The sequence below is a fragment of the uncultured Marivita sp. genome (assembly GCF_947488135.1).
Lineage (GTDB): Bacteria > Pseudomonadota > Alphaproteobacteria > Rhodobacterales > Rhodobacteraceae > Marivita.
Genome location: NZ_CANKYW010000001.1, coordinates 931,229 through 956,533, shown reverse-complemented (window position 1 = coordinate 956,533; position 25,305 = coordinate 931,229). Strand labels below are relative to the sequence as shown.

The following is a 25,305-nucleotide window of genomic DNA, read 5'->3' as shown; positions in this document are numbered from 1 at the left end:
CGCCTTGATGCAGATCAGCAACCGAGGACGCGCGGTTCTTGACGATTGGCCTTCGAACCCGGCGTTGCACCTGCGTCACTCCCATTCCATCTGCTGGAACGCCGTCTGGGCGTTGCGAGCGGCCAGCGCATCGAATTGTTCAAGATAGCTGAACGCCGATTGATCGACTGCGGGCGCGTCCATGATGTCACCGCCCTCGTCCAATAGCGCGCCGATCTGGGCACGCAGGTTCATGAGATAGTCGTAGGTATCCGCGCGCGCCTGTTCCAGTGTCGTTGCGTGGCCGTGGCCGGGGACGACATGGGTGGCACCGGTGGCCGCGACCGCCTCGAAGGCTGCGGGCCATTCGGTGATCGAACTCTGATCACCGACGCCGAGGATCCGCTCGACATAGACAATGTCACCGGTGAAGACGACGTGACGATCCGCAACCCAGACAAAGCTGTCACCGGGCGTGTGGGCAGCGCCGGGGTGCATGATTTCGAAGGTCAAACCACCCAGGTCCAGCGTATAGCTGTCGGAGAAGGTCACGTCCGCGTAAGATGGCTCCGTGCCCTCCAGTGCCGCCCCTAGCAATTGCGAAAGCGCCGTCATCTGCATGGAGCCACGCGCGCGGTGATCGGCGACGGCGTCCTCGGACGCGATCAGGCTGGCCCCTTGCGCCTGCCAATAGCCATTGCCAAGCCAGCGGTGATCCTGACCGCCGGTGTTGATGACATGAGTCACGGGTTGATCGGTCACGCCGCGGATCGCCGCGTGCAACGCCTCGGCCCCCTTCCACGACCCGCCCGGATCGATCAGGACCGCGCCATTATCGGTCAGGACAAGCCCGAATGTCGCGTTGTTCGCGAGGTTCTCGGGGCTGCGCTGTTCTTTCTCGCCCACGATCGCCCAAACGCCATCGGTGACGGTCTGGATTTCGAGCGTTTGCGCAGCTGCAAGGGTCGGACCGAACAGAGCGACAGAGAAAACGATGGCGCGGATCACGAGGCCAACCATCCTTCGAGCTTCGCCGCATCCGGCAGACCGCCGGTGTGGACAAGCTTGCCATCGACCGACACGCCCGGCGTGGACATCACACCCGCCATCGCGATCTCGCGCGGGTCGGTCACTTTGGTCACATCGACCTCGATGCCGAGTTTTGTCGCGGCGTCCTTGATCATGGTCTCGGTGGCCTCGCATCGTTTACAGCCGGGGCCATAGACTTTGACGGTTTTCATGAGTGTGTCCTTTCAGAAGAGGGCGACGACGCAGAAGGTCGTTCAGAGCAGGAAATTGAAGAGAAAGCCGGTGGCGAGAATGCCCGTCGCGACGACTGTGATGAAGATGGCGATCAGGCGAAGGGTCAGCACCTGCTTGAGGATGATCATCTCCGGCAGCGACAGCGCGATCACCGACATCATGAAGGCCAGTGTCGTCCCCAGAGCGGCGCCCTTGCCCAAAAGCGCCTCGACAATCGGGATGACCCCGGCGGCATTGGTGTACATCGGAACCCCGACGACAACAGCGGCAGGCACTGACCACCAGGCTTCGCCCCCCATGATCCGCAGCATCATCTCTTCCGGAACGTATCCGTGAATGGCCGCGCCGAGGCCGATACCGATCAGGACCCAAATCCAGACCTTGCCGACGATCTCCCGGACCTGCTCGGCACCCGTCTTCAGACGGTCCACCATGGTCAGACGTTCCTCGGGCAGGTCACCGAGAGGACCGGCGTTCAGCTCGCGCACCCAGTCCTGCAAGTAACGCTCCAACCCCATCCGGCCAAGAACGACCCCTGCAACCGTGGCGATGGTGAAGCCGAAGACCAGATAGACCGTGGCGATCTGCCAGCCGACGAGACCGTAGAGCAGACCAAGGCCCACCGGACCCACCATCGGCCCCGCGATCAGGAAGGAAAATGTCACCCCCAACGGGATGCCCGCCGAGACGAAGCCGATGAAGAGCGGCACAGAAGAGCACGAGCAAAATGGCGTCAGCACACCCAGCAAGGCCGCCAGCGGATATCCCCAGATTTGCCGTTTGCCCGCCAGGATCGCGCGGGTTTTTTCGGGGCTGAACCAGCTGCGCAGCACGCCGGTGACGAAAACGATGCCCGTCAGAAGCAGAAGAACCTTGGGCACGTCATAGATGAAAAAGGCGATGGCCTCGCCGGTGTGGCTGTGACGGTCTACGGGGAAGAGCCCCGTCGCCCATTCGGAAAACGGGATCAACTGACCGTAGATCAGCCACCAGATCCCTGCCGCGATCGCGACACCGGCATACCAAAGCCAATCCGACGTGTGTTCGCGCGCGTCGGCCCCATGCGTTCCCGTCGTCATGCGACATCCCTTTCCAATTCGCGGTCGGCCGTCAGGATTGCGTCCACCGCAGTAACGAGTTCCGGTGCAAGGTCAGGGTTTCGACGGTATCGAACCCATTGCGCGTCACGCCGGTCCAACACCAGCCCAGCGTCCCGAAGCACCTTCATGTGGCGCGACATCCGGCTTTGACTCGCGTCCAGCTTGACCATCAATTCGCAGACGCAGTGCTCTGTGCCGTCATAGAGAAGGCGCATCGCCGCGAGGCGCGTGGGTTCGGCAAGGGCCGTCAGAACCGGGAGAATCATGTGGGACTTCCTTCTGCTTATGCGCATTTACGCATATGCAGCGATCCATCGCCTTGATCTGGATCAGGTGGCGGGGTCAGTGATGACTTTTGCCGTGGTTCGATGCGGTTGTCGTCTTCACGACTCGATCTTGCCTTGTGGAACACTCATCATCCGTGCCGTCCGGAACCTGATGGTCACCGCCTGCCCCCTGCTGATCGGGGGACATGACGATCTTGCCGAAGGTCTTGCCAGCCCAGGCAAGAGGTTGCCATCGCGTCACTTTGCTGGAAGGGTCGGCATCCGAACAAGACCCGGATAGGGAAGCACCGAGACGCATGGTGGCTGGATTGGAAGACCTGACATTATCCGATTTGCTGGTGCTGGCCGCCGCCGGGATGTTCGTGCTGGGGTATCTGATCCTGAATCAGATCCTGCTGCGGATCATGCTTTTGATCGGAACCGCACTTTACATCTGGTACTATGCCGTCGTCGATACTTCGCCCCTGTGGCCCGCGATTTGGGCCAGCTGCGCGACCGGAACGGCAAACCTCATCGGTCTGGCAAGCTTGTTATACCGCAGATCGGCTTGGGCCATTCCACGGCAATACCGGGATCTCTACGAGGATTTCAAAGCTTTGCCACCGGGCGATTTCCGCAGGTTGATGACGGCGGCGCAGCGCGTGACGCGGCCGACGGGGCATCGCTTGACCCGCGAGAACGCGCCGGTCGAAACCCTGTATTACGTCATAGATGGCATCGTCGAGGTCGAGAAAAACGGAGCGCGGTTTTCCATTCCCAACGGTGCTTTCGTGGGCGAGGTCGGATACCTGACCGGAAATCCGGCGTCGGCATCCACCTTTCTGGCGGATGAGAGCGAGCTGCTCGAATGGGACGTCACCACGCTCAAGAAACGTGTGAAGCGCGATCCTCGGTTCGGCCTGGCGATGGATACGATGATCTCTCTTGATCTGGCCGGGAAAGTCGCGCGTGCGGGTGCGCCGATCGAGCTTGCTTCGGACGGTGCGCCATCAACGCCGCACGAGTCAACCGTGACGGACTCCTGACCCCTCGACCCACACAAGGTGCGTGTGTCGCGCGAGTTCTTCTGTCCTCGTCCTCGTCGACGTTTCGCGTTCCTTTTCATTGTCGCAACGGGATCAAAGGGTTACGAAGGCTGACGCAGAGTTAAGCGCGGCCGCGTCCAAGTGCAGCGCCGTGCACGGAAGGAATGTCAGTGCTGCCACTCACGAGAAGCCTGTTCGGTGCTGTCTTCACCGCCGTGATATCGGCCGTCTTCGCGATTTCCTTCGCAGCGATCATCTACCAAGGCGCGCTTGGTCCGTTTCTCGATCGCGGTATAGGTCTGGTCCTCTTGGGCAGCGTCGTCATCGCGTTCACCGGAGCCTTTTCGCTTTCCTACAAGGGCACGATCCTTGCCCCACAGGACATCCCGGCCATCCTGCTTGCCGGTGCAGCCGCCTCGATTGTCGCGCAGGGGCAGTTGACCGGTGAAGCGCTCTTCGCGACCGTCGCCTGTCTGGTTGCGCTGTCATCGGTCCTGACCGGAGTGACGGGTGTTCTGGTTGGACAGCTCAGACTGGCTTATCTTGCACGCTTCGTCCCCTACCCCGTCCTCGCCGGGTTTCTCGCTGCGACCGGGTTGTTGCTGTTGATCGGCGGTGTCGGCGTGGCTCTTGGCGATACCGTCGTGGACGCCGGTTGGAGCGGTTATCTGGCGTCGGATGTCGCGTTCAAATGGGGGCCGCCGCTGATTGCCGCCTTTGGGATCGTGCTGTTGACGCGCGTGGTCCACAGCACGATGACCCTGCCGCTGGCTCTTACCCTGACGGCCGCCGGGTTCTATGCCATGCTTTGGCTGTTGGGGCTGTCCCTGGACCAAGCCCGGGCGGATGGCCTTCTGCTTGGCCCCTTCACCGACGGCAGGCTTCTTGACGGGATCGGGCCCGATCTGCTGACGAAAGCGGATTGGGGCGCCATCCTTGCCCAAGCGCCTGTTCTGGTGACGATCATCGCGTCCTGTATGTTGGGCGCGACATTGAACGCATCCGGGCTCGAACTGGCGCTGCGGCGGGATTTCGACATCAGCACCGAAGTCAAAGGCGCCGGGATCGCAAATATCCTTGGCGGTTTTGCCGGGGGCATTCCCGGCTATCACATCGTGCCCGAGACCATTCTGGCCAACAGGCTTGGCCTTGTCGGGCGGCTTGCCGGGATCAGCAGCGGCATGGGGTGCCTTGCGATCCTCCTTTTCGGGGCCAACGTGCTCTCGGGCCTGCCGGTCGGCCTGTTCGCGGCCGTCCTGATCTTTCTGGGGCTCGATCTGCTTTACACCTGGGTCTGGGAAGAGCGGCGGCGTCTGGGCCGTCTCGATTATGCGATCGTACTCCTGATCCCCGTCGTGGCCATCGGCTTCAGCTTTCTCACCGCGATCGGAATTGGTCTGCTCGTCGCCTGCGCGCTCTTCATCGTGTCCTACGCGAAGCTCGACCTGATCCGATCCGAGAGCGATCTTGGCACGCGCAGGTCCCCGGTGGAACGGCCCGACACCGATCTGCGCATCCTGACCGACGCCGGACGCGCGGTGAAAATCGTGGAGCTTTCCGGCTTTCTGTTCTTCGGCTCGGCCAACAGCTTGCGGGACAAGATGCAGGCCCTGATCTCGGCTCGGGGCACACGGGTCGAATGTCTGGTTCTCGACTTCGGTCACGCATCCGGGATCGACGTCTCAACGATCCGGGTGCTGTCGCGCATGGCCTCGGATTGCGCGGATCGCGATGTCAAACTGGTGCTCTCGGGTCTTGGGGAGAAGGCCCAGTTGGAGTTGGCCTCCGCCTTGACCGCGCAGGACGTGGATTTCTACGGTGGCCTGAATGACGCGCTTGAGCATGTGGAAGACATCGTGATCACCCATCACCGGACCGAAGATGCCTCGACACAGGGCGGCGCATTCGCTGAGATCGACGGGTTTCTCTCCGAGATGCCGCAGGACGGGTTTCTCGAACGCGTCGAGCTCGCAGCCGGTGACGTGCTGGTGCAGCAAGGGGCGAAATCCGACGAGATCTATTACCTCTGGACCGGTGAGTTGGCGGTCTGGGCGCCGGACAGCGATGGCGCGATGGCCGTGGTGGCCAAGGTGCGGCCCAAGGCGATCATCGGGGAAATGGCGTATTACTCCGGGAACGCCCGCTCTGCGGATATCGTGGCGAGTGTTCCGTCGATCGTGCTGCGGATCGACATGGAGCGCATAGATGCGTTGGAGAGGTCCAACCCAACTGCGGCCCCTGGCGTTCCACAAGGCCATCGCCGGCGGCATGGCACGACGCCTGACCCGCACGACGCGGCTGCTGCGCGATTTGGGGGCCTAGCGGGTTCGCTAGGGACCACCCATGACCGTGTGCTCATTCAGTGGTCGTAATGGTTCGTTTTCCGAATTGACCGGCTTTGCGCAAAGAAGACGTGGTATCACCCCGTCTTTGAATTAGATGTATTTTTCGGGTAGGTTTCCGACTTCGGCTCAAAAGAGAGTGCCAGCGCAAACTCGATATCCGTTCGACGGGACTCGGTAATGGCGCCAAATACAAGTTCATGAATAAAGACCGAGGCGCAACACGATGGATATCCCACAGACCGTGATCTTCGACGCCATCGGTCTCGCCGGTGTCGTCTTCTACATCAGCGCCTATGCCGCCCTTCAAGCCGGGTTGCTTCGTGGAAACGGCTATACCTACACGATGATGAACCTGATCGCCGCCGCCCTTGTGCTTGTATCCCTGACCAACAATTTCAATCTTTCGTCGGCCATCATCCAGACCACATGGATTGCGATCAGCGTATTCGGCCTTGCCCGGTATTTTATCCTGCATCATTCGACCAGGCTCACACCGGAGGAAGCCGCTTTCGCCCGATCCACACTGCCGACGATCCCCAAACCGCTTGTGCGTCGTTTCTTTCTGTCCGGATCCTGGGAAGACCTGCCCCCGGGCACCGTTATCGCGGAAGAGGACGAGGAGCTTGGCGCTCTGGTCTACATATTGCTTGGTGAAGCGGAGGTCAGTCATGGCGGACACAAGGTTGGCATGCTGGACTCGGACGCTTTCGTCGGTGAACTGACCTGTTTTGACGGGGGCCGCGCCACTGCGACCGTGACGCTTGCCAGCCCGGCGCGGGTTTTCAAGGTCACGTCCAAAGAGCTTCTCAAACTCTGCAACCGGAACCCCGAACTGCGCGTCGACATCGAACGCGCGATCCGCAAGGACACCGGGATCAAACTGGTGGCCGCAAACGCGCGGATGAGTGGACGGTCCTCCGGCGCCGGGATGTGACCGGTTCCAAAATCAGCGGACAAGATGAAACTCGACATCACGGCGTTTGCAACACGTACCTGTCTTGGTGTAGATTTTTCCTGTCAGGTCACACGCTTGACCCCCTGACTATGACGTGGAGACGACCTCCTGCATGGCTGCCACATCACTGGAGTTGTCTGACTTTCTGGCGCAAGTCGATCTGCTGCACTTGCAGGAGCGGCTGACCGCGGAAGATATCGACATGACGGTGCTGCCGCTGCTGGATGACGGCGATCTCAAGGAGCTTGGACTCAGTCTTGGCCAGCGGCGGAAACTGCTGAAAGGGCTTCAATCCCTGAACGGCGACGCAGGCCCGAGTGCCACCTCCACTGTTCTGCCCGGCACAAACCCGGTTCAGTTGCGCCGACTGAGCGTGCTTTTCTGCGACATGGTTGGGTCGACCGAGCTTGGGGAACGGCTCGATATCGACGAAATGCAGATCGTTCTTCAGCATTATTACACTGTCGCGGAAACCGTGGCCCGTCGGCACAACGGCCATTTGGCTACACCGCAGGGCGACGGGCTTGTCATTCTGTTCGGCTATCCGAAGGTCCTGGACGGGTTCGCCGAACGATGCGTGCTGGCGGCCCGGGATTTGCAAACCACGCTGGCCAAAACACCAGTGACGATCGAAAGCCATGACCCCATCCACATCGTCACCCGGATCGGTATCGCATCCGGCCAGGCAGCCGTCGGACTGAAGCACAGCGACGGATCCGGGGATCAGATGCATCTGGTCGGGCCGGTCGTGAACCGCGCGGCCCGGCTTCAGACCATCGCACAGCCGCAATCCTGCGCGGTAGACTTCAAAACGCGAGACCTGACACAGGCGTCCGTGCATTACACGGATGCCGAACGCCACGCCCTGAAAGGGCTGTCCGATCCGGTCGAGGTTTACCATCTGGTCGGCCTGCGAAATGCCATGCAAGCCCCGCTCAAACCGGCGCAATTCGTGGGACGTGCCACAGAGATTGAAGCGCTGGTCCATGCTTGGGAAAGCGTGAAAACAGGACGGGCCAAAACAGTGACCGTCTCCGGGGATGCGGGCCTCGGAAAATCGACTTTGGTTCAAAGTTTTCTCGCAGACGCGGTAACAGCCCCGGCCCGGGCGATCCATCTGCAATGCAGTGCAATGTCCGCGCAATCGCCCTTGCAGCCGGTTGCAAATGCGTTGGCGCAATTGACGGCATCCAAGGACGCGGCTCCATCGCTCGCCAGTGTTCTGACCGCTCCCACGGCTGAGATGGCTGACCAGGTAGCCCAATTTCTGGACCTCGGTGAAACATCCGAAGGTACTGCCGCGATCTCGAAAAACGATCGCGACGCGGTCCTCGAGCTGCTCAGTGGTTGGTTCGTCGGGGACGGCAAGACCCCCGGCGTCGTGGTGCTCGAAAACGCGCAATGGGCGGACGACTCGACCCGTGCTCTGATGGCGCAGACCGCAGAAACCGCGCGTGCCGCCAGCGCGCCGCTTTTGATGATCGCGGTGACGCGGGACGATGCGAACGACATCTGGCAAGACGCCGCGGCCCATCGACAGATCACCTTGCCGCCTTTGTCCAAGGCCGATGCGACCCGGCTTCTCAACCGAATTCTTGCCGGGGCGCCCATTCCCGACGCGGTACGGGACAACATCCTCTACCACGCGGACGGCAACCCGCTGATGCTCAACACGCTGGCGCAGGCACAAGCGCGACAGGAACTGCCGGAAGTTGCCGATGCCGTCGTGGTTCCCCACACGATCTACGAAACCGTGTCCAAACGGTTGGACAAAATCCAATCCGGTCGCGGCCTGATCGAAGCGCTTGCCGTTCTTGGTTCGCACGTACCACTCGATGTGCTGACCGGACTATACCCGTTGGATGCACACCGCATGGAACCGACGCTCGATGCACTGGAATCCGGCGGATTGATCGAAAAACGAAATCTGCACGGAACCGAAACCATCGGTATCCGTCACAAGGCCTACCGGGACGTGATCTACGAACAGATTGACGGGCGCGTGCGCAGAACCCTTCATGCATCCGCGTTCCGTGTCTTGCATGATTTGCTCGACATTCGGCCCGAGATACTCGCCAAACACGCGCAAGCCGCCCATGATTGGGAAAGCACGGCGGAATTCGCGCTAAGCGCGGGTGACGCGTTTCTCAAGCGTTCGGCCTTGGTCGAAGCTGGGCATTACTTCGAGATGGCCGACGGCGCGCTGGCGCGGCTGGCACCAAGCGCCAAGGTCAACGCACAGCGATTGCGTGCCGTAACCGGGCTCGCCTCGGTCGAACGGTCGCGGTTTGGGATCGCGACCGACCGGAGCGCCGAACTGGGTCAGATGGCTGTCGACTTGGCGCGCGCCATCGGCGACCGCAAGGCAGAGTTGCTGGCGATCAACGGTCTCTACTCTCACGCGCTGGTCCGCGCGAATTACCCCAAGGCCGAGCAGCACGCCAAGGCGCTTCTGGCGGCGGCGGAACTGGCCCAGAACGAAACCTTCGTCATGATCGCCACCCGCGCTATCGGAGCCGTGGCCCTGCACACGGGCGACCAGATCACCGCGACGCAAAGGCTCGAAGAGTCGCTAGGACAATACGATCAGGACGCGCATTTGTCGTTTGCCCATGCCCAGGGTTACGATCACGCCGAGATCACCGCGGCGCTGTTGTCGATGTCGCTCTGGATCAGCGGCGATCTTGATCGCGCGCGGCAAATCGGAGCGTTTTCCATCGACCATTCGCGGAAGATCGACCACGCGCATTCGCTTGCTCAAGCAGTGTCGTTCCGCGTGATGTGGGGGGCGCTTGCGCGGCACGGGCCGGAACTGGCCGAGATGGCGGCTGAGGGGCTGGTCGTTGCGGAAAAGCACGGTATCAGCGTGATGCGGGCGGCGGCACGGCTGTTCCCCTTCGCTTCCGCCCTGTGCCGTCAGCCACAGCCGCCTTCGCCGGTCGAGATGGCGGATCTCGAACAACGCGTCGCCGAGTTTCGTGCCGCAAACCCCTTCAACTATGGCCCCTTGCTGGCCACCGTTCTGGCCGAGATTTACCTGCGCGCAGGCGATATCGAAGCCGCAGATGGCGTTTTGGCGGAAGGGGCGAGCACCGAAACCCGAACCGGCGAGACCTGGACGTCATCTGAGCTCATGCGCATGCAGGCCCGCGTCGCGGCCACGCGCGGGGATGCAGATACAGCGGACCGGCTTAGGCGCGATGCGCTTGCGCGTGCCGAGGCCACGGATGCGACGTCCATCCTACTCCGGATCACCTGCGATATCGCAGAGGATGATCGGTGCCGCGAAACACTACAAGCGGTTCAGGATACGTTGTCCCGCATGATTTCCCTTGATGATGGATGGGACGTGACTCGCGCGCACGGCTTGTTGGACGGCAACGGCACGGCCTGAGCGAAGGCGCCGCCGAGCGTGAGATGTTGCAAGACATCGAACACAATTGGCATCGCGTGCACCCGCCCCAGACGCGTTGCAATCTCTTGCAACGGGGCCGCCGGTCGGCAGGCGACGGCGATGTCGCGGGCGGTGACGGTTCCGTGCTGGGTGAAAAAGCTGTTTTGCGCGGGAAGAGCGATCGCGGGTGCCCATCGAATCCTGTCGGTTTCGAGGACCGGCGCCCGGGTCAATGGGTCAGCCAGAGTGACAGGCCCAGACCCGATCTGCGGAGCGGTTTTCGCATCAATGCTTTCGCTGCGCTCTGCCCAAAATGGCCCGGTGAACCGGGATTGATCGCGATAGGCCCGTGCCGTCGCCTCACGCGCGCTTGATACGGCTTCGACGTGTTTTTGGCGCAGAAACGCGAGGGCTGCTTGCGTATCCCCCGTTGGATCGAGGATCGTACGCACAGCAACCGCCGCCTGCACACCGCTCCGCAGTGCATGAACCAAACCGTGCGACGCGATCGGATCGCGCGCGAGCGCGGCATCCCCGATAAGCACATGGCGAGGCGACTGGACAGGGTCACGCATGGCCGAAAGTCCTGCCGCGGCAGGGGGGCCGACGGACAAATCGCAGGCATTCGAAAAAGCCGACGCATGAAGAAGCTGGTGCCGCGCGAGGGCTCGCCTGCCTTGAGAGGACAACCCGGCCAAAGCAGATGCTTTTTGAAAGATCGCCCCGTGGATTTCACCACCCCCCAGACTGGCGGCCCACAGCCACCCGTTGTGCAAAGCGTCGAGCCACATTGTGTAGTCCGGAACATCGCCGCGCGCATCGAAAGGAAGCGCGACAAGATCGGAGCCTTGCCGTTTAAGCGCGCGACGCCCACGCGCATCGACGATCATTCGGCAGATGATCGCCCCTTCATCCGTCGTCATTTCGGCGGCATCGTCACTCGTCACGATCTTGCGCACCTGCGTTTGCAACATGCGCGCGTGCATGCCGGCTTCCGCACGGAGAGCACTGTGCAAGGCCTCACGTCGCAGCAGCAGGGGGCCATCTCCCTCAAATGCTCGGATCTCGGACATATCGCGCCAGTTCATCATCATGGCTGAAGCCGGACCGTCGCTGGCGGCGCAGATTGTGGAAAGCAGGCCGATATCTTCGGCCAGGGGCGCACCCGACGGCGGGAAACTCTCGACGTGGTGACTGCCGGTCGAAATCGCACCATCGACCAATATCACGTCGACACCGGCCTGACCCAAATGACGCGCAGCGACGCAGCCCGCTGGACCAGCGCCCAGCACCGCGACGTCGGCTCTATGAGTGTGCATCGAACCAGTCCGGGCGCGCGACCTGCATCCGCTTGTAGGTTCGCAATCCATAATCGAGCCACCCGCGCACAAAATCGCAGGCGGGACGACCGGCGTGCAGGACTTCCTGATGGCACCCGCCGCCACAGAGCCTGCGTGCCCAGCAGGTTTGGCACGGGCTTTGCCGTTCGACTGTCCGCGCGTCCAGAAAAGCGCCGCGGGCCTCATCGTCGGGTCCCGACTCGAGCGTGCCCATGGCGCCAAGCGGATCCTTGACGAAACGGTGACAGGCCGAATAGGCGCCATCGGCATCTACCGCCAGATAGTCGCGCGCGGCACCGCAGCCGTGGCTGCGCGGCTGACCGCGGTGCAACTCGCCCAGAACGGTGGCCAGGTTGGCGAAGGCGTGATCGCCACCCCCACTCACCGCATCGAACCACGCATCGCCGCAGGCTTTCATCGCGTCCAGCAGCATCGCGAAATCCTCACCGACCAGAGCGCCCTTGCCAGTGGGGGATGAGATCATCGGGGCCACGCCGACCGAGGTGAAGCCAAGCGCGCCGATATCCTCGACCACGCGGCGCACATCCAGATTGAGCGGTGTCACCGTCACCCGCGCGCTCAGCTGAACCCGCTCGCGCTGCTTGAGCAAGGACGCAATCCGGTGTGCGACACGGTCGAAACTGCCCTTTCCAGCCTTGTCGGGGCGAAGACGGTCATTCACCTCGCGTCCTCCGTCCAGACTGACCGTGACGGCAAAACGGTGACGGGCGAAGAAGGCGGCATCCTCGGGTGTGATCAGCGTTCCGTTGGTCGTAAGCGAATAGCCCACCTGCACGGCACGCGCGGCCCCACGTTCGTTGGCATAGGCAACCGACTTGCGGATCAGGTCACGGACAACCATTGGCTCGCCCCCCATGAAGGCGATCTTGACCCCGCCTCCGGGCACGGTTCCGACGATCAGCTGGTCGATGGCGCGCTTGGCCACATCCCAATTCATCCGCGTGTCCGCCCCGCCGAAACTTCCACCGGCGGCGTAGCAATAGCCACAAGCGAGGTTGCAGGTCTGCGACACGGTCAGCGCCAGCGCCCGCACGGGATGGACAGTGACGCGCGGCGGGCGCGCCTGCATCGGAGTGTCAAGCCTAAGCCGCGCCAGCTCTGCCCTCGCCGCTGTATCACCGGTCTGCAAGGCGTGGCGCAACCGGCGCGCATCAGCCTCGGACAGACCGAAGATCGCGGCGGTGTCGGCCATCAGAAGCACGTCTCCCGCGACATGGGCCAGCGCACTCGGCCGTGATTCCGGCTTGGGAAAGACCGAGGTCATTCGAACACCGCGAAGAACGGAACGCCGATGTTCTTGCGCGCCAAGCCGAGTGCGATGTCGTTGAGCCTGTGCATCGCGTCCCGTGCCTCTTTGATCTTGGCGTTGGCTTTTGGCATGTCGCCAAGTTCGGCCTCGATTGCGTATGCTTCGGCAAGGCCGTCCAGCGCCGTTCTGATCTGGTCCAATGCGGGTTTGACCTCGGGCGACGTCGCGTTGCCTTCCTTGATCGGACGCAGATACAGCGCCTCCTGCTCCGCGTAGGGCGCGAGGAAGCGCATTACATCGCGGAACTTCTGGTAGTGTTGCATCCCGTCGCTGTCGATGCGGACGGCCAGTTGGTACAGACCTTCGGGGAAGGGTTCTTTCGACTCGCGCAACAGGCCGACGAGGTTGACGTACTCGGTATCAAGAGGCCCGTCCGGCCGTTCCACATCGACAAAGCCTTGCAGCACGACCTGCGTTGCGCGGCACAGTCGCCGATCGCGGGTCTTTTCGATGTCGGGCGTGGCGGGGTCCGGTTCTGAGATCGTTTTGGCCGCCGTGAGGCAGGGTTTATACGGCCCTAAACGGGGATAGGCCTTATGGATCAACCAGAGCGTCTGGTTGACCCAGCGCAGATGGGTCATCTCGCTCAGCGCGACGGACAGGATCAGTTGGCGGGCCGCGTGCAGGTCCTCGCGCAGGCCTGGCCATTTGGTTTCTTCCTCGGCCGTGACCTCGTCCGGCTCTCGCAGGCTGAAATACGCGTAGAGATATTCCATCGCCAGCGTCAGCTCCATCCCGGCCAATTTCTCGCTCAGGTCGGCGACCATCTTTTCCAGCGTCTCGTACTTGATCAGCTTCAGCATCTGCGGCACGGGCGGCGTCGCCTCGGCCTCCTGTCCCTGCAACACAAAATCGAGCTGTTGCCAGTGCAGGTTGATTTCGTACGGATCATAGCGGTCCGGCCTTGCTTTGGGCAAAGTCGTCTGCGCGGACACATCCTTGAGCGGTTCGTGCCGCCGACGCATCCAATCGATGAAGGTCACGGCCTGCGCCGCGTCGTTCTCGTCAGTGCGGTTGTCCAGTTGCTGCTGCGGGTCGTCCACCTCGCCCAGCACCACATCGGGGTGGTTCGAGGCCCAGTAGTGACAGGCGCAGTCGCGGAAATCATGGGTCCACGGGCTGCACATCGATGAGGTGAGCTCACCAGGATGATAAACCGGGTCGATCATCCCTTCATCGTTGAGAAACTGCCGACGGCGCCCGGTCAGGACCACCGGAACGCCGCTGGGGGAGCCATCCGCCGCGCGCTGGGTCAGGGCGATGGTCAGCGGCTTGTCCGGTTCGATCAGACGGATGATCCACCAGACGGTTTCGCCTTCGTACGGGGTCAGACCCGCCGCGTTCTGGTAGAGCGCGTAATCGTACATCATGATCCGCTTGCCGTCCTGTTCGACGAAATGCAGATACCACGTGCCATCGCCCAGCGCCGATCCTTCGGGCCCTGCAAACTGCTTTTTCAGGTCCGTGATCCACTGTGGCCCATCAGCGGTGAAGTGATCGGCGATGATCGGATCACCCGCCGGATCGGAATAGACCAGCCGTGCGCCCTGCGTGCCGTCCGGCCCTGCCGGGGTGACGCCCAGGAACTCGAAAACCAGTCCCGGAAAGAACCGCACGTCGAGTTGCCGAACGTCGAATTCCAGCCCCGGAAAGCAATTGCCGACCCCGGATTCCATCAAGGTCGACACCGGATTGCCCAGCACCGGTTCGGGATAGGCAGGATTGCCGCGCGGATCGGGTGCGGGCGCGAGGTTCATCTGCTTCGGACCGGTGGGTTTTGCTTCGACACTCATGTCCCGGCCTCCGTTTCCTTGGTGTCCAGTTCGGGCTGGACGGTCTGTTTCCAATCACCCTCCAGCTTGTTGAGATAGGCCATCAGCAAATCGTACTGCCGACGCGTGACCGACAGCGGTACGCCCATCGAATGGCGCATGTAGGGGGGCATCCGCATGTCATATGTCTGAGCCTTGATCGCGCGCGGGTCGCGGTAGGTGATATCGTCGAGACCGTCCTGTCCGCCGAAATCGACCGCCGGATCGGGCTGCACGCCCGGGATCTTCGGCAGTTCGCCGACATGCGCAAAGGGGGGTCGAATGATGCGTCGCACGCGGTCGGGGTCACGAACCAGAAAGGCGCGAAGGATCGGGCTGTCGCACATGCGCGCATGGACCTGCTGCACCACTTGCGTGTAGGGCAAGCGGTCATGCGCGTCCGACCGCGGCTCGATCGTATCGCCCTGCCCCGGCGTGTATTCCGGCACGAGGCTCGCAAAGGGCGCATCATCCTCGCGCATGGATTTCGGGCCTAGCCGAGGGGTCAGGCCAGCGTCCCAATCGGGATCGTTCTCGTCCGGTTCGGCCAACAGTTGCGCGTTGCCGTCCAGTGCCCAGGATCGCCGCTGGTCGAGGTTCACGAGGCTCGCGGTTTCGAAAATCCGGCGGAACAGGTCGAGGATCTCTACCGGCGTCCTGTCGATATCCAGCTCTGCTGGCGGCAAGTCGCGGTCCTCGAGTTCGTCCTTGATCGAATACATCGGGCGCTTGTCCGGCGCGAAATCCGGCGGCCCTGCCATCGACCGCGCTTGCGCCGTATGGGACACGCCATCGATGGCGAGCTCGGCCGTCAGCACCAGATCGCAGGTGTCGTCGATCAGCCCCCAGCTGTTGCCTGACCCAACCCGTGCGCCGTCGTAGCTGTCCATCGGGGTTGGCCATTTGGGTGCGTTGTCGGTGCGGAAATTGTAGCCCGACCACGGTGTGTCGGAACTCAGGATGCGGTTCTCCTTTCGGGTCATCTTGTGGATGCGCCCGTATTCCGTGACCGCTGGCGCAAAGGCTCCGGGCGGCAGAGGCGAAGCCGGAGCTTTGGATGCCTCGGGCGGACCGTAGGCATCGCCCTTGCCGGGAATGAAGCGCAGGCGGATCTGATCGAGCCGCGTCTGGCAATCGGGATCGTCGAGGTTCGGCTTGTACGTCCGGATCTTGCCCAGCGGAAGAGGGGCATCCTCGCGCACCAGCGGCACCTGCCCTTCGGTATGCGGGCTGATCGCGTCGAGATGGTGGGTCTTGTAGCTGTCGGCCGAAAACACCTTGCGCGCGATGGCCGCGCACGAGGCCAGCTTGGTGCGCGCCTCGGCCTTGCGGTTGGCCGCGATCACCGTGAAACGCAGGTGTTTCAGCGACGTCCCCCGCGCCTTCAGGAACGCCTCAGTGACCGGTACCTTAACCACGGTCCCGACGCCGTCCTGCACCCGCGCCCAAAGCTCGAAGAACGGGGCGACGGGTTTGATCTTGCCGTGACGGTCCTTGAACGTGACCTGATCCGGGGTTTCGACCTTTAGCGTAAAGGGGTGGTGGCCGTGGCCCTTGACCGAGGTCTCGATCAGGTTCGGTGCGGGCTCGATCATCGTTTGCACACCGCGCGCCGGGTTCTCGTCGAGTTTCCAGCGGTAGGCGGGCATCGGCTCTTTCGATCCGCCGACGCGGGCTATGGCCATGGGTGGGTCGAAGAAGATGCCCAGCAGACGACCCTGTTTCGGATCGCGCCCGCACCAAGAGGCGCAGGTGTCGCTGTCGGCATGAGTGCAGATGGGAGGGGTGTCATCGATCATCAGGCAGGCTCCGCGTTCTTGGCTTTCTTCTCTGCGCTTTTGTCACGCGGGAGAGGTTCGGGCCCGAGGCTTTGTTCGAACCAGAACATGTTGTCCGGATCATATTTGGCCTTGATCTCTTGCAGGCGCGGAAGGTTTTCCCCGAAATAGGCGGTCAGGAAATCCTTGGTCCCGCGCCGCGGGTAGTTCTGGTAGCGCCGCCCGCTCCCCATGCCTTTGGCGATCTCGCCAAGACCGTCGAGCCAGTCGATGCTCGCCTGTTTGTGGCTGTCAAAGGTCCAGAACGCCCAGCTGAACATATCGACGGACGGGTCGCGGTGGACAAAGGCCATGTCGGTGGGTTTCGGTTCGGCAATCGCCCCTCCGTAAAACTCCAACGCGATAAAACAGGTCTTGTCGGGCGCGTTCAGAAAATGTTCCACCACGTCGCGCCACCGATCCGCCGCATGATGTTCGTCGATCAGCCACCCTTCGACCAGCGGCTTGGTGTTCATCGATACGTTCGGCATGTCCATTCCGGGCGGGTTCACGGTTTGAAGCAGCATTTCGTTCAGCCGCGTGTACCGATGCTTGCGCGTCCAGATCTCGACGTCCTTGCGTGGGTCTTCGAGTGTATCGAGCAAAGGGCCAAGCGCGGGTTTCGCTTCATCGCGCGAGCCGTCATAGAGCCCGCGCAGCGACAGGCAGGGGATTTGCCCATCCGGGTGGTCGGCGTCCGGCAGATACATCAAGAGCGCCTGATGGCCCATCTTGGGCGGCCCGGAATTCGAATATTCCGCCTGCAAGTGCTCCAGCACCCGGCAAACCCTATCGATATCGGCCTCGTGCTTGTGACGCATGTTCCAGCGCAGCCCGAAGCCGAAGAACTTTCGGTTCAGCGGCACCGGGTCGTATTCGATTTCGAGCAGCATACCGAACTGGTTGCCGGTACCCCCGCGCACGGCCCAGAACAGGTCTTCGTTCTCCTTAGCGTTCGCCGTGACAATGCTGCCATTTGACAGCGCCATGCGCACCCCCGTCACCCGGTCGCAATTCATGCCGAAGAGCCTCGAGGTGAAGCCATAGCCCCCGCCCATCATGTAGCCCGCGACATTGACCGTTTCGCAGCCGCCGCCGGGCAGATGCAGCTTGTGGTACTCCAAAACCCGGTTCAACTTGCGAAAGGTCACGCCGGGGCCACAACGCACGCTTGGAGTGTCCGCGTCGACGATCACGTGGTTCAGGCCGGACGTGTCGATCACCACCTGATCGTTGACCGAATAGCCGGCGGTGCAATGTCCCCCCGACCGGGCCGTTACCTGAAGTTTCGATTTCTTCGCGAATTTCAATGCAGCGACGACATCGGTCTCGCATTCACAAAAGACGATGACCTGCGGATATTGCTGGTAGGTGTGCATGAATACCATGCGATCATCATTGTATCCAGGCGCCCCGGCCACCTGAACACGGCCGCTCAGTCTCTGCTGCAACTTGGCAAAATGCTTGGGTTTGTACGAAGGAAGCCCGGTTTCCTTTTTCTTGAAGGTCTTCCAGCGTGCTTCGTGAGCGTGGTGATGACTTCGATGATCCCTCTGCGTCAAAACAAAATTCCTCGCGCTAAAATATGAGGATAGCGTAGGGACAAAATCGCTCTGAGTCTCATGATTTCTGAAGTTCTCACGCCGGGACACGCGTGCTGAACGCACAGGTCCAAAGGCGATGATTTCGCATCGCCCGCTCGCCGATTTCACCACCGACGCCTGTTAAAGCCCAACCTGCGCGCTGAGTATCAGCCTGCGATAAGCGCTTTCGAAAGCTGCGCGGGGCCGACCTCTTCGAAGCTCGAGGCTCCGAGTTGTCCCAATGCGCGTTCAAGCTCGAGCTTCAGAATGTCCATTGCGCGCTGTGCGCCCGCGCTGCCGCCTGCCCCGACCCCATAGGCCAGCGCGCGACCCGAGAGCACGAAATCCGCACCAAGGGCCTTGGCCCGCAAGATATCGGCACCGCGACGGACCCCGCTGTCGAGGATCACGGTCATCCGTTCGCCAACGGCCTCGGCAATCGCGGGCAAAGCTTCGACGGTCGGCGGGCCGAACGCCACCTGTCGCCCGCCGTGGTTCGACACGACGATGCCGTCACAGCCGATCTCGGCGCATTGAACAGCGTCTTGGGGATGCAGGATGCCCTTGACCAGAAGCGTTCCCTTCCAACGGTCGCGCAATCTGCGCAAGGCGTCCCATGTGAAGCCCGGCGTGATCAGGGTCTTCTGGACATCCGCGTAGGAGGTCGCGCTTTGCAGAAGGTCGGCATAGTTGGCGATGTTGGGCTTGCCGTGGCGCAACGTTTCCAGCGACCAGCGCGGATTGAGCGCAAGCTGGATCACCACTTCGGGCGTGATCTTGAAAGGCACCGCAAGTTGGTTGCGGATATCGCGGTCGCGTTTGCCCGCCGCGGGCACGTCAGCCGTGACCATCATCACCGGATAGCCAGCGGCCTCGGCCCGTGAAATCAGACCGTCGGTTACGGTGTCATCGCTGGAGACATATAGCTGGAACCAGCCATTCCCATCCGCGGCCTGTGCCAGGTCTTCGAGTGTCGTGGAGGCCGCCGAACTGGCGACATAGGGGATGTTCTCGCGCTTGCACATCCGGGCTATGATGAGGTCGGCATTGGGCCAGAACGCATTGAGCATCCCGATGGGGGCCATGCCGAACGGTAGGTCGAAGGTTTGCCCGAACAAGGTCGCGCTGGTGTCTATCAAAGCGACATTGCGCATGTAGCGCGGAGTGAGTTCAACCTCTTCAAACGCCTCTGAATTGCGGCGCAGGTTGCGTTCGGATTCCGCTCCGCCATCCACCAGATCGAAAGCGAAGCGGGGAATCCGCCGACGTGCGAGCGTTCGCAGGTCATCAATCGAGGCAGCGCGGTCCAGTCCCATCAGATCGACCAACCGCCGTCGACAGCGAATGCCTGTCCGGTGGTGAAGGCCGACAGATCGCCCGCCAGATAGCAGACCATTTCGGCAATCTCTTCGGGTGTCCCCAAACGACCCATCGGTTGACGTTCCTTGAAGGCGGCCAGTGCCTTGTCGAAATCGCCCGTCGCGGCAAGCCTGTCGTTCAGGGACGGGCTTTGCACCGTACCGGGACAGATCGCGTTGCACCGGATGCCGTCCTTGACGAAATCGGCGGCGATGGATTTCGTCATGCCGATGATCGCCGCTTTGGACGATCCATAGGCAAAGCGGCGCGGCGCGCCCTTCTCGCTCGAAACGATGGACGCGATATTGACGATTGATCCCGACTTGCGGTCGAGCATGCCGGGCAGGACGGATTTCGTCATGCGGAACAGCGCCTTGGCATTGAGATCGAAGGACCGATCCCAGACCGTCTCGTCACAATCCAGAATCGTGCCGTCATGCACCCAGCCCGCGCAGTTCACGAGGATGTCGATCTTGGGGTGATCCGCGATCAGCCCTGCGACCGCATCGGCGTCGAGGACGTCCAGCTGATGCGCCGTGATCCGGTCGGACCCGGCGGCGACAGTTTCAACAGCGGCCCCGTCGATATCGGTGGCGATGACGGTCGCCCCAAGCCGAGCCATCGCTTCGGCGGACGCCCGTCCGATGCCGTTTCCGGCGGCGGTCACGAGGGCGGTTTTTCCGGTCAGTGATTGGGTCATGGTGTCACTTTCAGCGGGCCAGCCAGCCGCCATCCACGGTCACCGTGCTGCCATGGCAATAGGCAGCAGCATCGGAGGCGAGGAAAACAGCCGCACCGGCGATTTCAGAGGGTTCGGCAAAGCGTCCGGCGGGGATGCGTTCGAGCAGGGCTTTCGATCGTTCAGGATCGTCCCGGAGCGCCTGTGTGTTGTCGGTCGCGGTGTAGCCTGGGGCGATGGCGTTCACATTCACGCCCTGCCCTGCCCATTCGTTGCACAGCGCCTTGGTCAGACCGAGCACCGCGTGTTTGCTGGACGCGTAGGCGGGAACACGCAGACCGCCCTGCGTGCCGAGAACGGACGACACGATCACGATCTTGCCCGATCCCTGTTTGGTCATGCGACGACCGGCGGCTTGCGACAGCAACCAGACGGAGTCGAGGTTGACGGACAGCACGCGCCGCCACTCTTCCAGAGGCATGTCCACCGACTCCTCCCGGTGGATGATCCCGGCGTTGTTCACAAGGATATCGAGCCCCCCCAGGGCGTCGGCGGCAAAGCGCGTGACCTCTTCGGCAGCGGCTTCATCCATTCCGGTGAAATCGGCTTTTACGGCCGCGGCCTTCCGGCCTTTGGATTCGATCGCCGCAAGTGTCGCATCGGGTTGGTGACTGCGATAGCTCAGCGCCACGTCGGCCCCGGCGTCGGCAAGGGCAAGGGCGATGCCCTCGCCAATGCCTGTTGCGCCACCGGTGACCAGCGCCTTGCGGCCTGTCAGGTCAAACAGATGTGCCATGATCAGTACCGGTTCGCGATGGGCAGTTCTTCGGCGGGAAACAGGCTGATGACTTCGCAGCCGGTTTCGGTCACGACGACCTCTTCCTCGATCCGCGCGGCAGAGTAGCCGTCGGTCGCCGGGCAGTAGGTTTCCAGCGCGAAAACCATGCCGGTCTGGATCTCCATCGGGTGATCGAGGCTCACAGCACGGCTGATGATCGGGCGTTCGTGCAGCGCAAGGCCAAGTCCATGGCCGAATTGCAGACCGAAGGCGGCGTCCTCGTTGGGGAAACCAAGGCTTTCGGCGGTCGGCCAGACCTCGGCCACCTTATCGGTGGTCACCCCCGGCTTGATCATCGCAATCGACGCGTCGATCCACTCGCGGGCCTTTACATAGGCGTCGTTTTGCGCCGGCGTCGCGCGGCCCACGTTGAACGTGCGGTAGTAACAGGTGCGATAGCCCTGATAGCTTTGCAGGATGTCAAAGAAGGCCTGGTCGCCGGGGCGGATCAACCGGTCGGTAAAGTTATGCGGATGCGGGTTGCAGCGTTCGCCGGAGATGGCATTTATCGCCTCCACGTCGTCAGACCCCATCTCGTAAAGCAGCTTGTTCGACATTGCCACGATGTCGTTCTCGCGCACACCGGGTTTCAGTTCTTCGTAGATCATGTGGTAAACGCCATCGACCATCGCGGCGGCCTGCGTGAGCAGCTGGATTTCGTCCCAGTTCTTGATCTCGCGCGCCGCAAGCATGATCTGCTGGCCGTCTACAACGTTGATGCCCTCAGCCTTGAGCGCATGAAACATCGCGGTTTCGGCGTAATCCACGCCCACCGGCATGTCGGCCATGCCGGCATCCTTGATCAGTTGAGCGATCATCTTGGCATATTTCTGCATCAGGCCAAACTCGGGCGGGATGGTCCCGCGCATGCCGACAACACCGGCGAGGCAGTGATCGGGTTCCAACCAGTCGGAGTGACGCTTGTGGTGGACAGCAGCCGAGCCAAAATCCCAGACATAGGGGCTATCGTCACCCGTTAGCAGGCAGAAGCGGCACATCTTGTCCCGTTCCCATTCGCCGATCTTGGTGGCGGTGACATAGCGGATGTTGTTCACGTCGAACAACAGCAGCGAGCCTGCCTGAGAGTTCTGCAAGGATTGCCGCGTGCGGGCCAGACGGTAGCGGCGCAGACGGTCATGGTCGATCCGGCGTTCGAAATCGACCGAGGTGTGGCCCCATGCGGGCAGGCGTTCCCGCCATTCCCAGTTGGGTTCAAGATCCTGAGGGGTGAGCAGGTTGGGCATAAGTGCGCGAGACATGATAGGCTCCTTCGGGTGCGACAAGGCGCGCCCGTTTTTATTGAAAAACAGTAATTTAGCGAGTTACTGGATGCACCAGCCGCCATCGATATGGACCATCTGGCCCGTCATGTAATCGCTGTCGTCGCTGGCGAGGAAAGACGCGGTGCCGACGATATCCTTGGGATAGGACACACGCTTGATCTGTAGCGCGTCGCGGACGATGTCGTCATAGGCCTGACCTTCGCGCTCTTTGAAACCGATGTCGACGAGGTCCTTGTCGAGTTGTTCCCAAAGCGGTGTCACCACCACGCCCGGCGCATAGCCATTCACGGTGATGTTGTGTTCTGACAGACCGATCGCACCGCAATGGGTCAAGGCCAGACAGCCGTATTTCGAGGTACAATAGACAGTTACATCGACCAGCGGCTTACGCGACGCGATGGAGCCCACATTGATGAGCTTGTAGGGATGATCCTCCATCGGACCCTGCTTGATCATCTGACGCGCGGTTTCCTGCATGCCGAGCCACATCGCCTTGGTGTTGACGTTCATGATCATGTCCCAGTTGTCTTCATCGATATCCATGAAGAACCGCGGCTTGTTCAGGCCCGCGTTGAAAAGACCCACGTTGATCGACCCGAATGCATCGACGGTCGCGGCCACGGCGGCGGCGTTGTCCTCGCGCTTCGTCACGTCCATCTTGACCGCGATGGCGCGGCCGTTGCCCGCGCCGTTGATCGCGTCGGCAACCTTTTGCGCCTCGTCGAGATCAAGGTCCCCAACACAGACATTGGCACCCTGCGCGGCGAAAGCTTCGGCGTTGGCCGCACCCATGCCACGTGCGGCACCGGTGATCAGAATGTTCTTACCTTTCAGTCGATTGGGGTCCATGATGTCTCCTCCCAGAAATTATGACGTCCCGTGTGATTGGATCAGCGCATCGGCCCGGGACTGGGCTGTGCGCAAAGCATCGCGCGGAGAGATGATCCCGCGCAGCATGTCGTGAAATTCTTCGCCGCAGATCTGGATGATGCCGCCGATTTCCGGCACTGGCGGGCGCGGCCAGAATTGCAATTCATCGCGCCAGGACATCGCGTCCACGGCCTCGAATATCGACGAGGAACGCCGGACATCGGGATCGGAGGCGACCGAATAGCGCGGATTGGTGCGGCTGCCGTTTTGCACGTAGAGCTTCTGCGCCTCGGGCGAGGTGAAAACGGTCAGCGCCTCGACCGCAGCAGGCACGCGGTCGGGCGACAGGTTCGCCGGGATGCCCATGACATAACCACCCACGGGTGCCACAGGGCTCGCTCCGGGTCCGGCCGGATGCGGCAAATATCCAGTCTGACCATAGGCCGGCGAAGTTTCGTCCCCTTCGAAATACGGCGCGAGCAACGTATAGCCATAAGCCATCGCAATGTTGCCCGCCGCGTAAGGGCGCACGCGTTCGTACCAGGACATCGACAGGATATCGGGTGGCGAATAGCTCAGAAGTTCCATCAGGAATTCCGCAGCTTCCAGACCCGCCTCGGTGTCGATCGTGGCGCGATAGGTTCTTTCGGCAAGTCGGCTGGTATCGAAGCCGCCGGCCATTTCCGGCAGATCGAGAATGGGTTGACCGAAATCCGCAATCGTCATCAGCACCGTGTGCCCAAGCGCCGTGCCGCGCGCCGCGTTCCAGGCGATGCCATAGCGCCCGCGTCGCGGTTCGTGGAGCACGCGGGCGGCATCGAGCAAGGCGTTCGTGGTGGCAGGCGGCTCGAGCCCTGCTTCGGCAAAGAGGTCCCGGCGATAAAAAAGAAGCTCGGGCGTCGTCTGTGCCGGTACACCATAGGCCCGCCCGCCCCAGTGCGCGGCCATCCAGCCTGCCGTGTGGAAATCCGCCGGGTCGAGGCGGTTCAAATCCATGATCTCGTCCAACGGCATCAAGACCTGTTTCTCGGCGAATTCCCCGATCCACGGCAGATCGACCGCGATGATGTCGTACCGGCTTGAGGCTCTTTGTGCATTGCGAAGCGCCTCTTCGCGCAAGCGGTCGATGGAAAAGGCGCGCTGACTGATGTCCGCACCGATAACCTGTTCGAACTGGCGTTTGAGCGTGTCCATCACCATGAAAGTCGGGTCGCCGTGCACCAGTACGCGGATACCGCCCGGCACCTTCAAAGGGTCTTTGCGTACGCGTAGCGGCGGGATGGATTGTGCGGCGGCGTAGCTTCCGCCGAAATAATAATCCCGCGTGCCCTGATCGTCGGTGCCGCCGCCAAACCGCGTTTCGGCAAGTCGACGCACGCGGCCGGACAGCTGCATCCACTGCGCCAACAGCCGCTCGCTGGGATGCATGGAAAAGCTCTTGCCCGTCTTTGTGCGCGGTCGTTGTTCGATCAACCCGTCCTCGACCATCTCCTTCATGCGGCGATTGGCGGTCGCATAGGGCACGCGGCTGGCGCTGATCAGGGATGTCGGGGTAATGGTCTTGGCTTCGAAATGCCCCTGCAAAAGGTGCAAGGCCATACGCAGGTGCGCGTTCGGCGCTATGATGTCGAGCGCCCCTTCCAGCTCGTCGCTAAATTCCTCCAGAAAGGACAAAACCTCAAGCGTCTCGGTTTGCGCCTGTGGCGAAACCGGGTTGGCTTGTCTATGTCCTCCCATGGCATTCATCTTGGCGTTACGCCTTTTCCCTGCGTTCGGCTGGCTTGTCTTGACAGCATTATCCGGTTTGGATGATTTCTGACGGCGCATGAACCGCACTCCCGAAAATGTTCAAAGTGACCCATGAAGCGTATCGCAGATATGTTCAAAGTGGATAATTTATTATCCAGAGTGGATATCATTGATGCGTTGCCGCTGCGGCAACCCTTGCACAGTGGCGTCCAGTCGCTCGGTGATCCGAGTGGTGGTGGGCGCCCGGGAGGGGCGTCCGGACAAAAAAGAGCTATCATCATCACCCGGGAGGAGACCC

Annotated in this window: 19 protein-coding genes; 4 read left to right on the top strand and 15 right to left on the bottom strand. The window is 61.8% G+C overall.

Annotation, left to right across the window (positions count from 1 at the left end; genetic code table 11):
• Positions 1-75: 75 nt before the first annotated feature.
• Genes Q1B16_RS04750 through Q1B16_RS04735 form a run of 4 tightly spaced genes read right to left on the bottom strand, consistent with a single transcriptional unit; the run spans position 76 to position 2,608 of the window.
• Complete coding sequence (locus Q1B16_RS04750) at positions 76-987, bottom strand: MBL fold metallo-hydrolase (protein WP_299785072.1); 912 nt, start codon at positions 985-987, stop codon at positions 76-78.
• Positions 984-1,220 (bottom strand): thioredoxin family protein, encoded by a 237-nt coding sequence (locus tag Q1B16_RS04745; protein ID WP_299785071.1) that lies wholly within the window; start codon positions 1,218-1,220, stop codon positions 984-986. Before Q1B16_RS04745 ends, Q1B16_RS04750 begins: the two co-directional genes overlap by 4 nt.
• Positions 1,221-1,262: 42 nt before the next feature.
• Positions 1,263-2,321, bottom strand: coding sequence for a permease (locus tag Q1B16_RS04740; RefSeq protein WP_299785070.1), 1,059 nt, complete (start codon positions 2,319-2,321; stop codon positions 1,263-1,265).
• On the bottom strand, positions 2,318-2,608 hold the full coding sequence (locus Q1B16_RS04735) for a metalloregulator ArsR/SmtB family transcription factor (protein ID WP_299785069.1): 291 nt from the start codon (positions 2,606-2,608) through the stop codon (positions 2,318-2,320). Before Q1B16_RS04735 ends, Q1B16_RS04740 begins: the two co-directional genes overlap by 4 nt.
• Before the next feature lie 317 nt (positions 2,609-2,925).
• Between Q1B16_RS04735 and Q1B16_RS04730 the strand changes: the two genes are divergently transcribed.
• The 4 genes from Q1B16_RS04730 (at position 2,926) to Q1B16_RS04715 (ending at position 10,348) form a co-directional block, all read left to right on the top strand.
• A complete protein-coding gene (locus Q1B16_RS04730; RefSeq protein ID WP_299785068.1) occupies positions 2,926-3,654 on the top strand; it encodes a cyclic nucleotide-binding domain-containing protein in 729 nt (242 codons plus the stop codon).
• Between the two features lie 170 nt (positions 3,655-3,824).
• The gene (locus Q1B16_RS04725) at positions 3,825-6,026 is read left to right on the top strand and encodes a SulP family inorganic anion transporter (RefSeq protein ID WP_299785067.1); all 2,202 of its coding nucleotides are present in this window, start codon (positions 3,825-3,827) and stop codon (positions 6,024-6,026) included.
• Between the two features lie 196 nt (positions 6,027-6,222).
• Entirely contained in the window at positions 6,223-6,933 is a 711-nt protein-coding gene (locus Q1B16_RS04720; protein ID WP_299785066.1) for a cyclic nucleotide-binding domain-containing protein, read from the top strand.
• Between the two features lie 133 nt (positions 6,934-7,066).
• Positions 7,067-10,348, top strand: a complete 3,282-nt coding sequence (locus tag Q1B16_RS04715) for an AAA family ATPase (RefSeq protein WP_299785065.1) — start codon at positions 7,067-7,069, stop codon at positions 10,346-10,348.
• Here the strand turns inward: Q1B16_RS04715 and Q1B16_RS04710 are convergent.
• The 11 genes from Q1B16_RS04710 to Q1B16_RS04660 all read right to left on the bottom strand — a co-directional run bounded on the left by Q1B16_RS04710 (position 10,258) and on the right by Q1B16_RS04660 (position 25,004).
• Complete coding sequence (locus Q1B16_RS04710; RefSeq protein WP_299785064.1) at positions 10,258-11,667, bottom strand: FAD-dependent monooxygenase; 1,410 nt, start codon at positions 11,665-11,667, stop codon at positions 10,258-10,260. The genes Q1B16_RS04715 and Q1B16_RS04710 overlap by 91 nt on opposite strands.
• Positions 11,654-12,973 carry a radical SAM protein gene (locus tag Q1B16_RS04705; RefSeq protein WP_299785063.1) on the bottom strand — a complete coding sequence of 440 codons (1,320 nt, stop codon included), beginning with the start codon at positions 12,971-12,973 and terminating at the stop codon, positions 11,654-11,656. Before Q1B16_RS04705 ends, Q1B16_RS04710 begins: the two co-directional genes overlap by 14 nt.
• Complete coding sequence (locus Q1B16_RS04700; RefSeq protein ID WP_299785062.1) at positions 12,970-14,811, bottom strand: ferritin-like domain-containing protein; 1,842 nt, start codon at positions 14,809-14,811, stop codon at positions 12,970-12,972. The genes Q1B16_RS04705 and Q1B16_RS04700 overlap by 4 nt, the downstream gene beginning before the upstream one ends.
• Positions 14,808-16,628: a hypothetical protein gene (locus tag Q1B16_RS04695; RefSeq protein WP_299785061.1), complete on the bottom strand. Its 1,821-nt coding sequence runs from the start codon at positions 16,626-16,628 to the stop codon at positions 14,808-14,810. The genes Q1B16_RS04700 and Q1B16_RS04695 overlap by 4 nt, the downstream gene beginning before the upstream one ends.
• Positions 16,628-18,034 (bottom strand): FAD-binding oxidoreductase, encoded by a 1,407-nt coding sequence (locus Q1B16_RS04690; RefSeq protein WP_299785060.1) that lies wholly within the window; start codon positions 18,032-18,034, stop codon positions 16,628-16,630. Before Q1B16_RS04690 ends, Q1B16_RS04695 begins: the two co-directional genes overlap by 1 nt.
• 362 nt (positions 18,035-18,396) lie before the next feature.
• Complete coding sequence (locus Q1B16_RS04685) at positions 18,397-19,545, bottom strand: alpha-hydroxy acid oxidase (protein WP_299785059.1); 1,149 nt, start codon at positions 19,543-19,545, stop codon at positions 18,397-18,399.
• Complete coding sequence (locus Q1B16_RS04680) at positions 19,545-20,288, bottom strand: SDR family oxidoreductase (RefSeq protein WP_299785058.1); 744 nt, start codon at positions 20,286-20,288, stop codon at positions 19,545-19,547. The genes Q1B16_RS04685 and Q1B16_RS04680 overlap by 1 nt, the downstream gene beginning before the upstream one ends.
• A gap of 10 nt (positions 20,289-20,298) precedes the next feature.
• On the bottom strand, positions 20,299-21,063 hold the full coding sequence (locus tag Q1B16_RS04675) for a glucose 1-dehydrogenase (protein ID WP_299785057.1): 765 nt from the start codon (positions 21,061-21,063) through the stop codon (positions 20,299-20,301).
• 2 nt (positions 21,064-21,065) lie between these two features.
• A complete protein-coding gene (locus tag Q1B16_RS04670; RefSeq protein ID WP_299785056.1) occupies positions 21,066-22,364 on the bottom strand; it encodes a Xaa-Pro peptidase family protein in 1,299 nt (432 codons plus the stop codon).
• 63 nt (positions 22,365-22,427) lie between these two features.
• Entirely contained in the window at positions 22,428-23,237 is an 810-nt protein-coding gene (locus Q1B16_RS04665) for an SDR family oxidoreductase (RefSeq protein WP_299785055.1), read from the bottom strand.
• Between the two features lie 18 nt (positions 23,238-23,255).
• Positions 23,256-25,004, bottom strand: coding sequence for an extracellular solute-binding protein (locus Q1B16_RS04660; RefSeq protein ID WP_299785992.1), 1,749 nt, complete (start codon positions 25,002-25,004; stop codon positions 23,256-23,258).
• Positions 25,005-25,305 lie beyond the last annotated feature (301 nt).

What these genes read in the sequence shown, in the direction of transcription:
- Q1B16_RS04745 (WP_299785071.1), bottom strand. Translation starts at nt 1,220, where the DNA reads ATGAAAACCGTCAAAGTCTATGGCCCCGGCTGTAAACGATGCGAGGCC.
- Q1B16_RS04740 (WP_299785070.1), bottom strand. Translation starts at nt 2,321, where the DNA reads ATGACGACGGGAACGCATGGGGCCGACGCGCGCGAACACACGTCGGAT.
- Q1B16_RS04735 (WP_299785069.1), bottom strand. Translation starts at nt 2,608, where the DNA reads ATGATTCTCCCGGTTCTGACGGCCCTTGCCGAACCCACGCGCCTCGCG.
- Q1B16_RS04730 (WP_299785068.1), top strand. Translation starts at nt 2,926, where the DNA reads ATGGTGGCTGGATTGGAAGACCTGACATTATCCGATTTGCTGGTGCTG.
- Q1B16_RS04720 (WP_299785066.1), top strand. Translation starts at nt 6,223, where the DNA reads ATGGATATCCCACAGACCGTGATCTTCGACGCCATCGGTCTCGCCGGT.
- Q1B16_RS04715 (WP_299785065.1), top strand. Translation starts at nt 7,067, where the DNA reads ATGGCTGCCACATCACTGGAGTTGTCTGACTTTCTGGCGCAAGTCGAT.
- Q1B16_RS04710 (WP_299785064.1), bottom strand. Translation starts at nt 11,667, where the DNA reads ATGCACACTCATAGAGCCGACGTCGCGGTGCTGGGCGCTGGTCCAGCG.
- Q1B16_RS04705 (WP_299785063.1), bottom strand. Translation starts at nt 12,973, where the DNA reads ATGACCTCGGTCTTTCCCAAGCCGGAATCACGGCCGAGTGCGCTGGCC.
- Q1B16_RS04700 (WP_299785062.1), bottom strand. Translation starts at nt 14,811, where the DNA reads ATGAGTGTCGAAGCAAAACCCACCGGTCCGAAGCAGATGAACCTCGCG.
- Q1B16_RS04695 (WP_299785061.1), bottom strand. Translation starts at nt 16,628, where the DNA reads ATGATCGATGACACCCCTCCCATCTGCACTCATGCCGACAGCGACACC.
- Q1B16_RS04690 (WP_299785060.1), bottom strand. Translation starts at nt 18,034, where the DNA reads ATGGTATTCATGCACACCTACCAGCAATATCCGCAGGTCATCGTCTTT.
- Q1B16_RS04685 (WP_299785059.1), bottom strand. Translation starts at nt 19,545, where the DNA reads ATGGGACTGGACCGCGCTGCCTCGATTGATGACCTGCGAACGCTCGCA.
- Q1B16_RS04680 (WP_299785058.1), bottom strand. Translation starts at nt 20,288, where the DNA reads ATGACCCAATCACTGACCGGAAAAACCGCCCTCGTGACCGCCGCCGGA.
- Q1B16_RS04675 (WP_299785057.1), bottom strand. Translation starts at nt 21,063, where the DNA reads ATGGCACATCTGTTTGACCTGACAGGCCGCAAGGCGCTGGTCACCGGT.
- Q1B16_RS04670 (WP_299785056.1), bottom strand. Translation starts at nt 22,364, where the DNA reads ATGTCTCGCGCACTTATGCCCAACCTGCTCACCCCTCAGGATCTTGAA.
- Q1B16_RS04665 (WP_299785055.1), bottom strand. Translation starts at nt 23,237, where the DNA reads ATGGACCCCAATCGACTGAAAGGTAAGAACATTCTGATCACCGGTGCC.
- Q1B16_RS04660 (WP_299785992.1), bottom strand. Translation starts at nt 25,004, where the DNA reads ATGAATGCCATGGGAGGACATAGACAAGCCAACCCGGTTTCGCCACAG.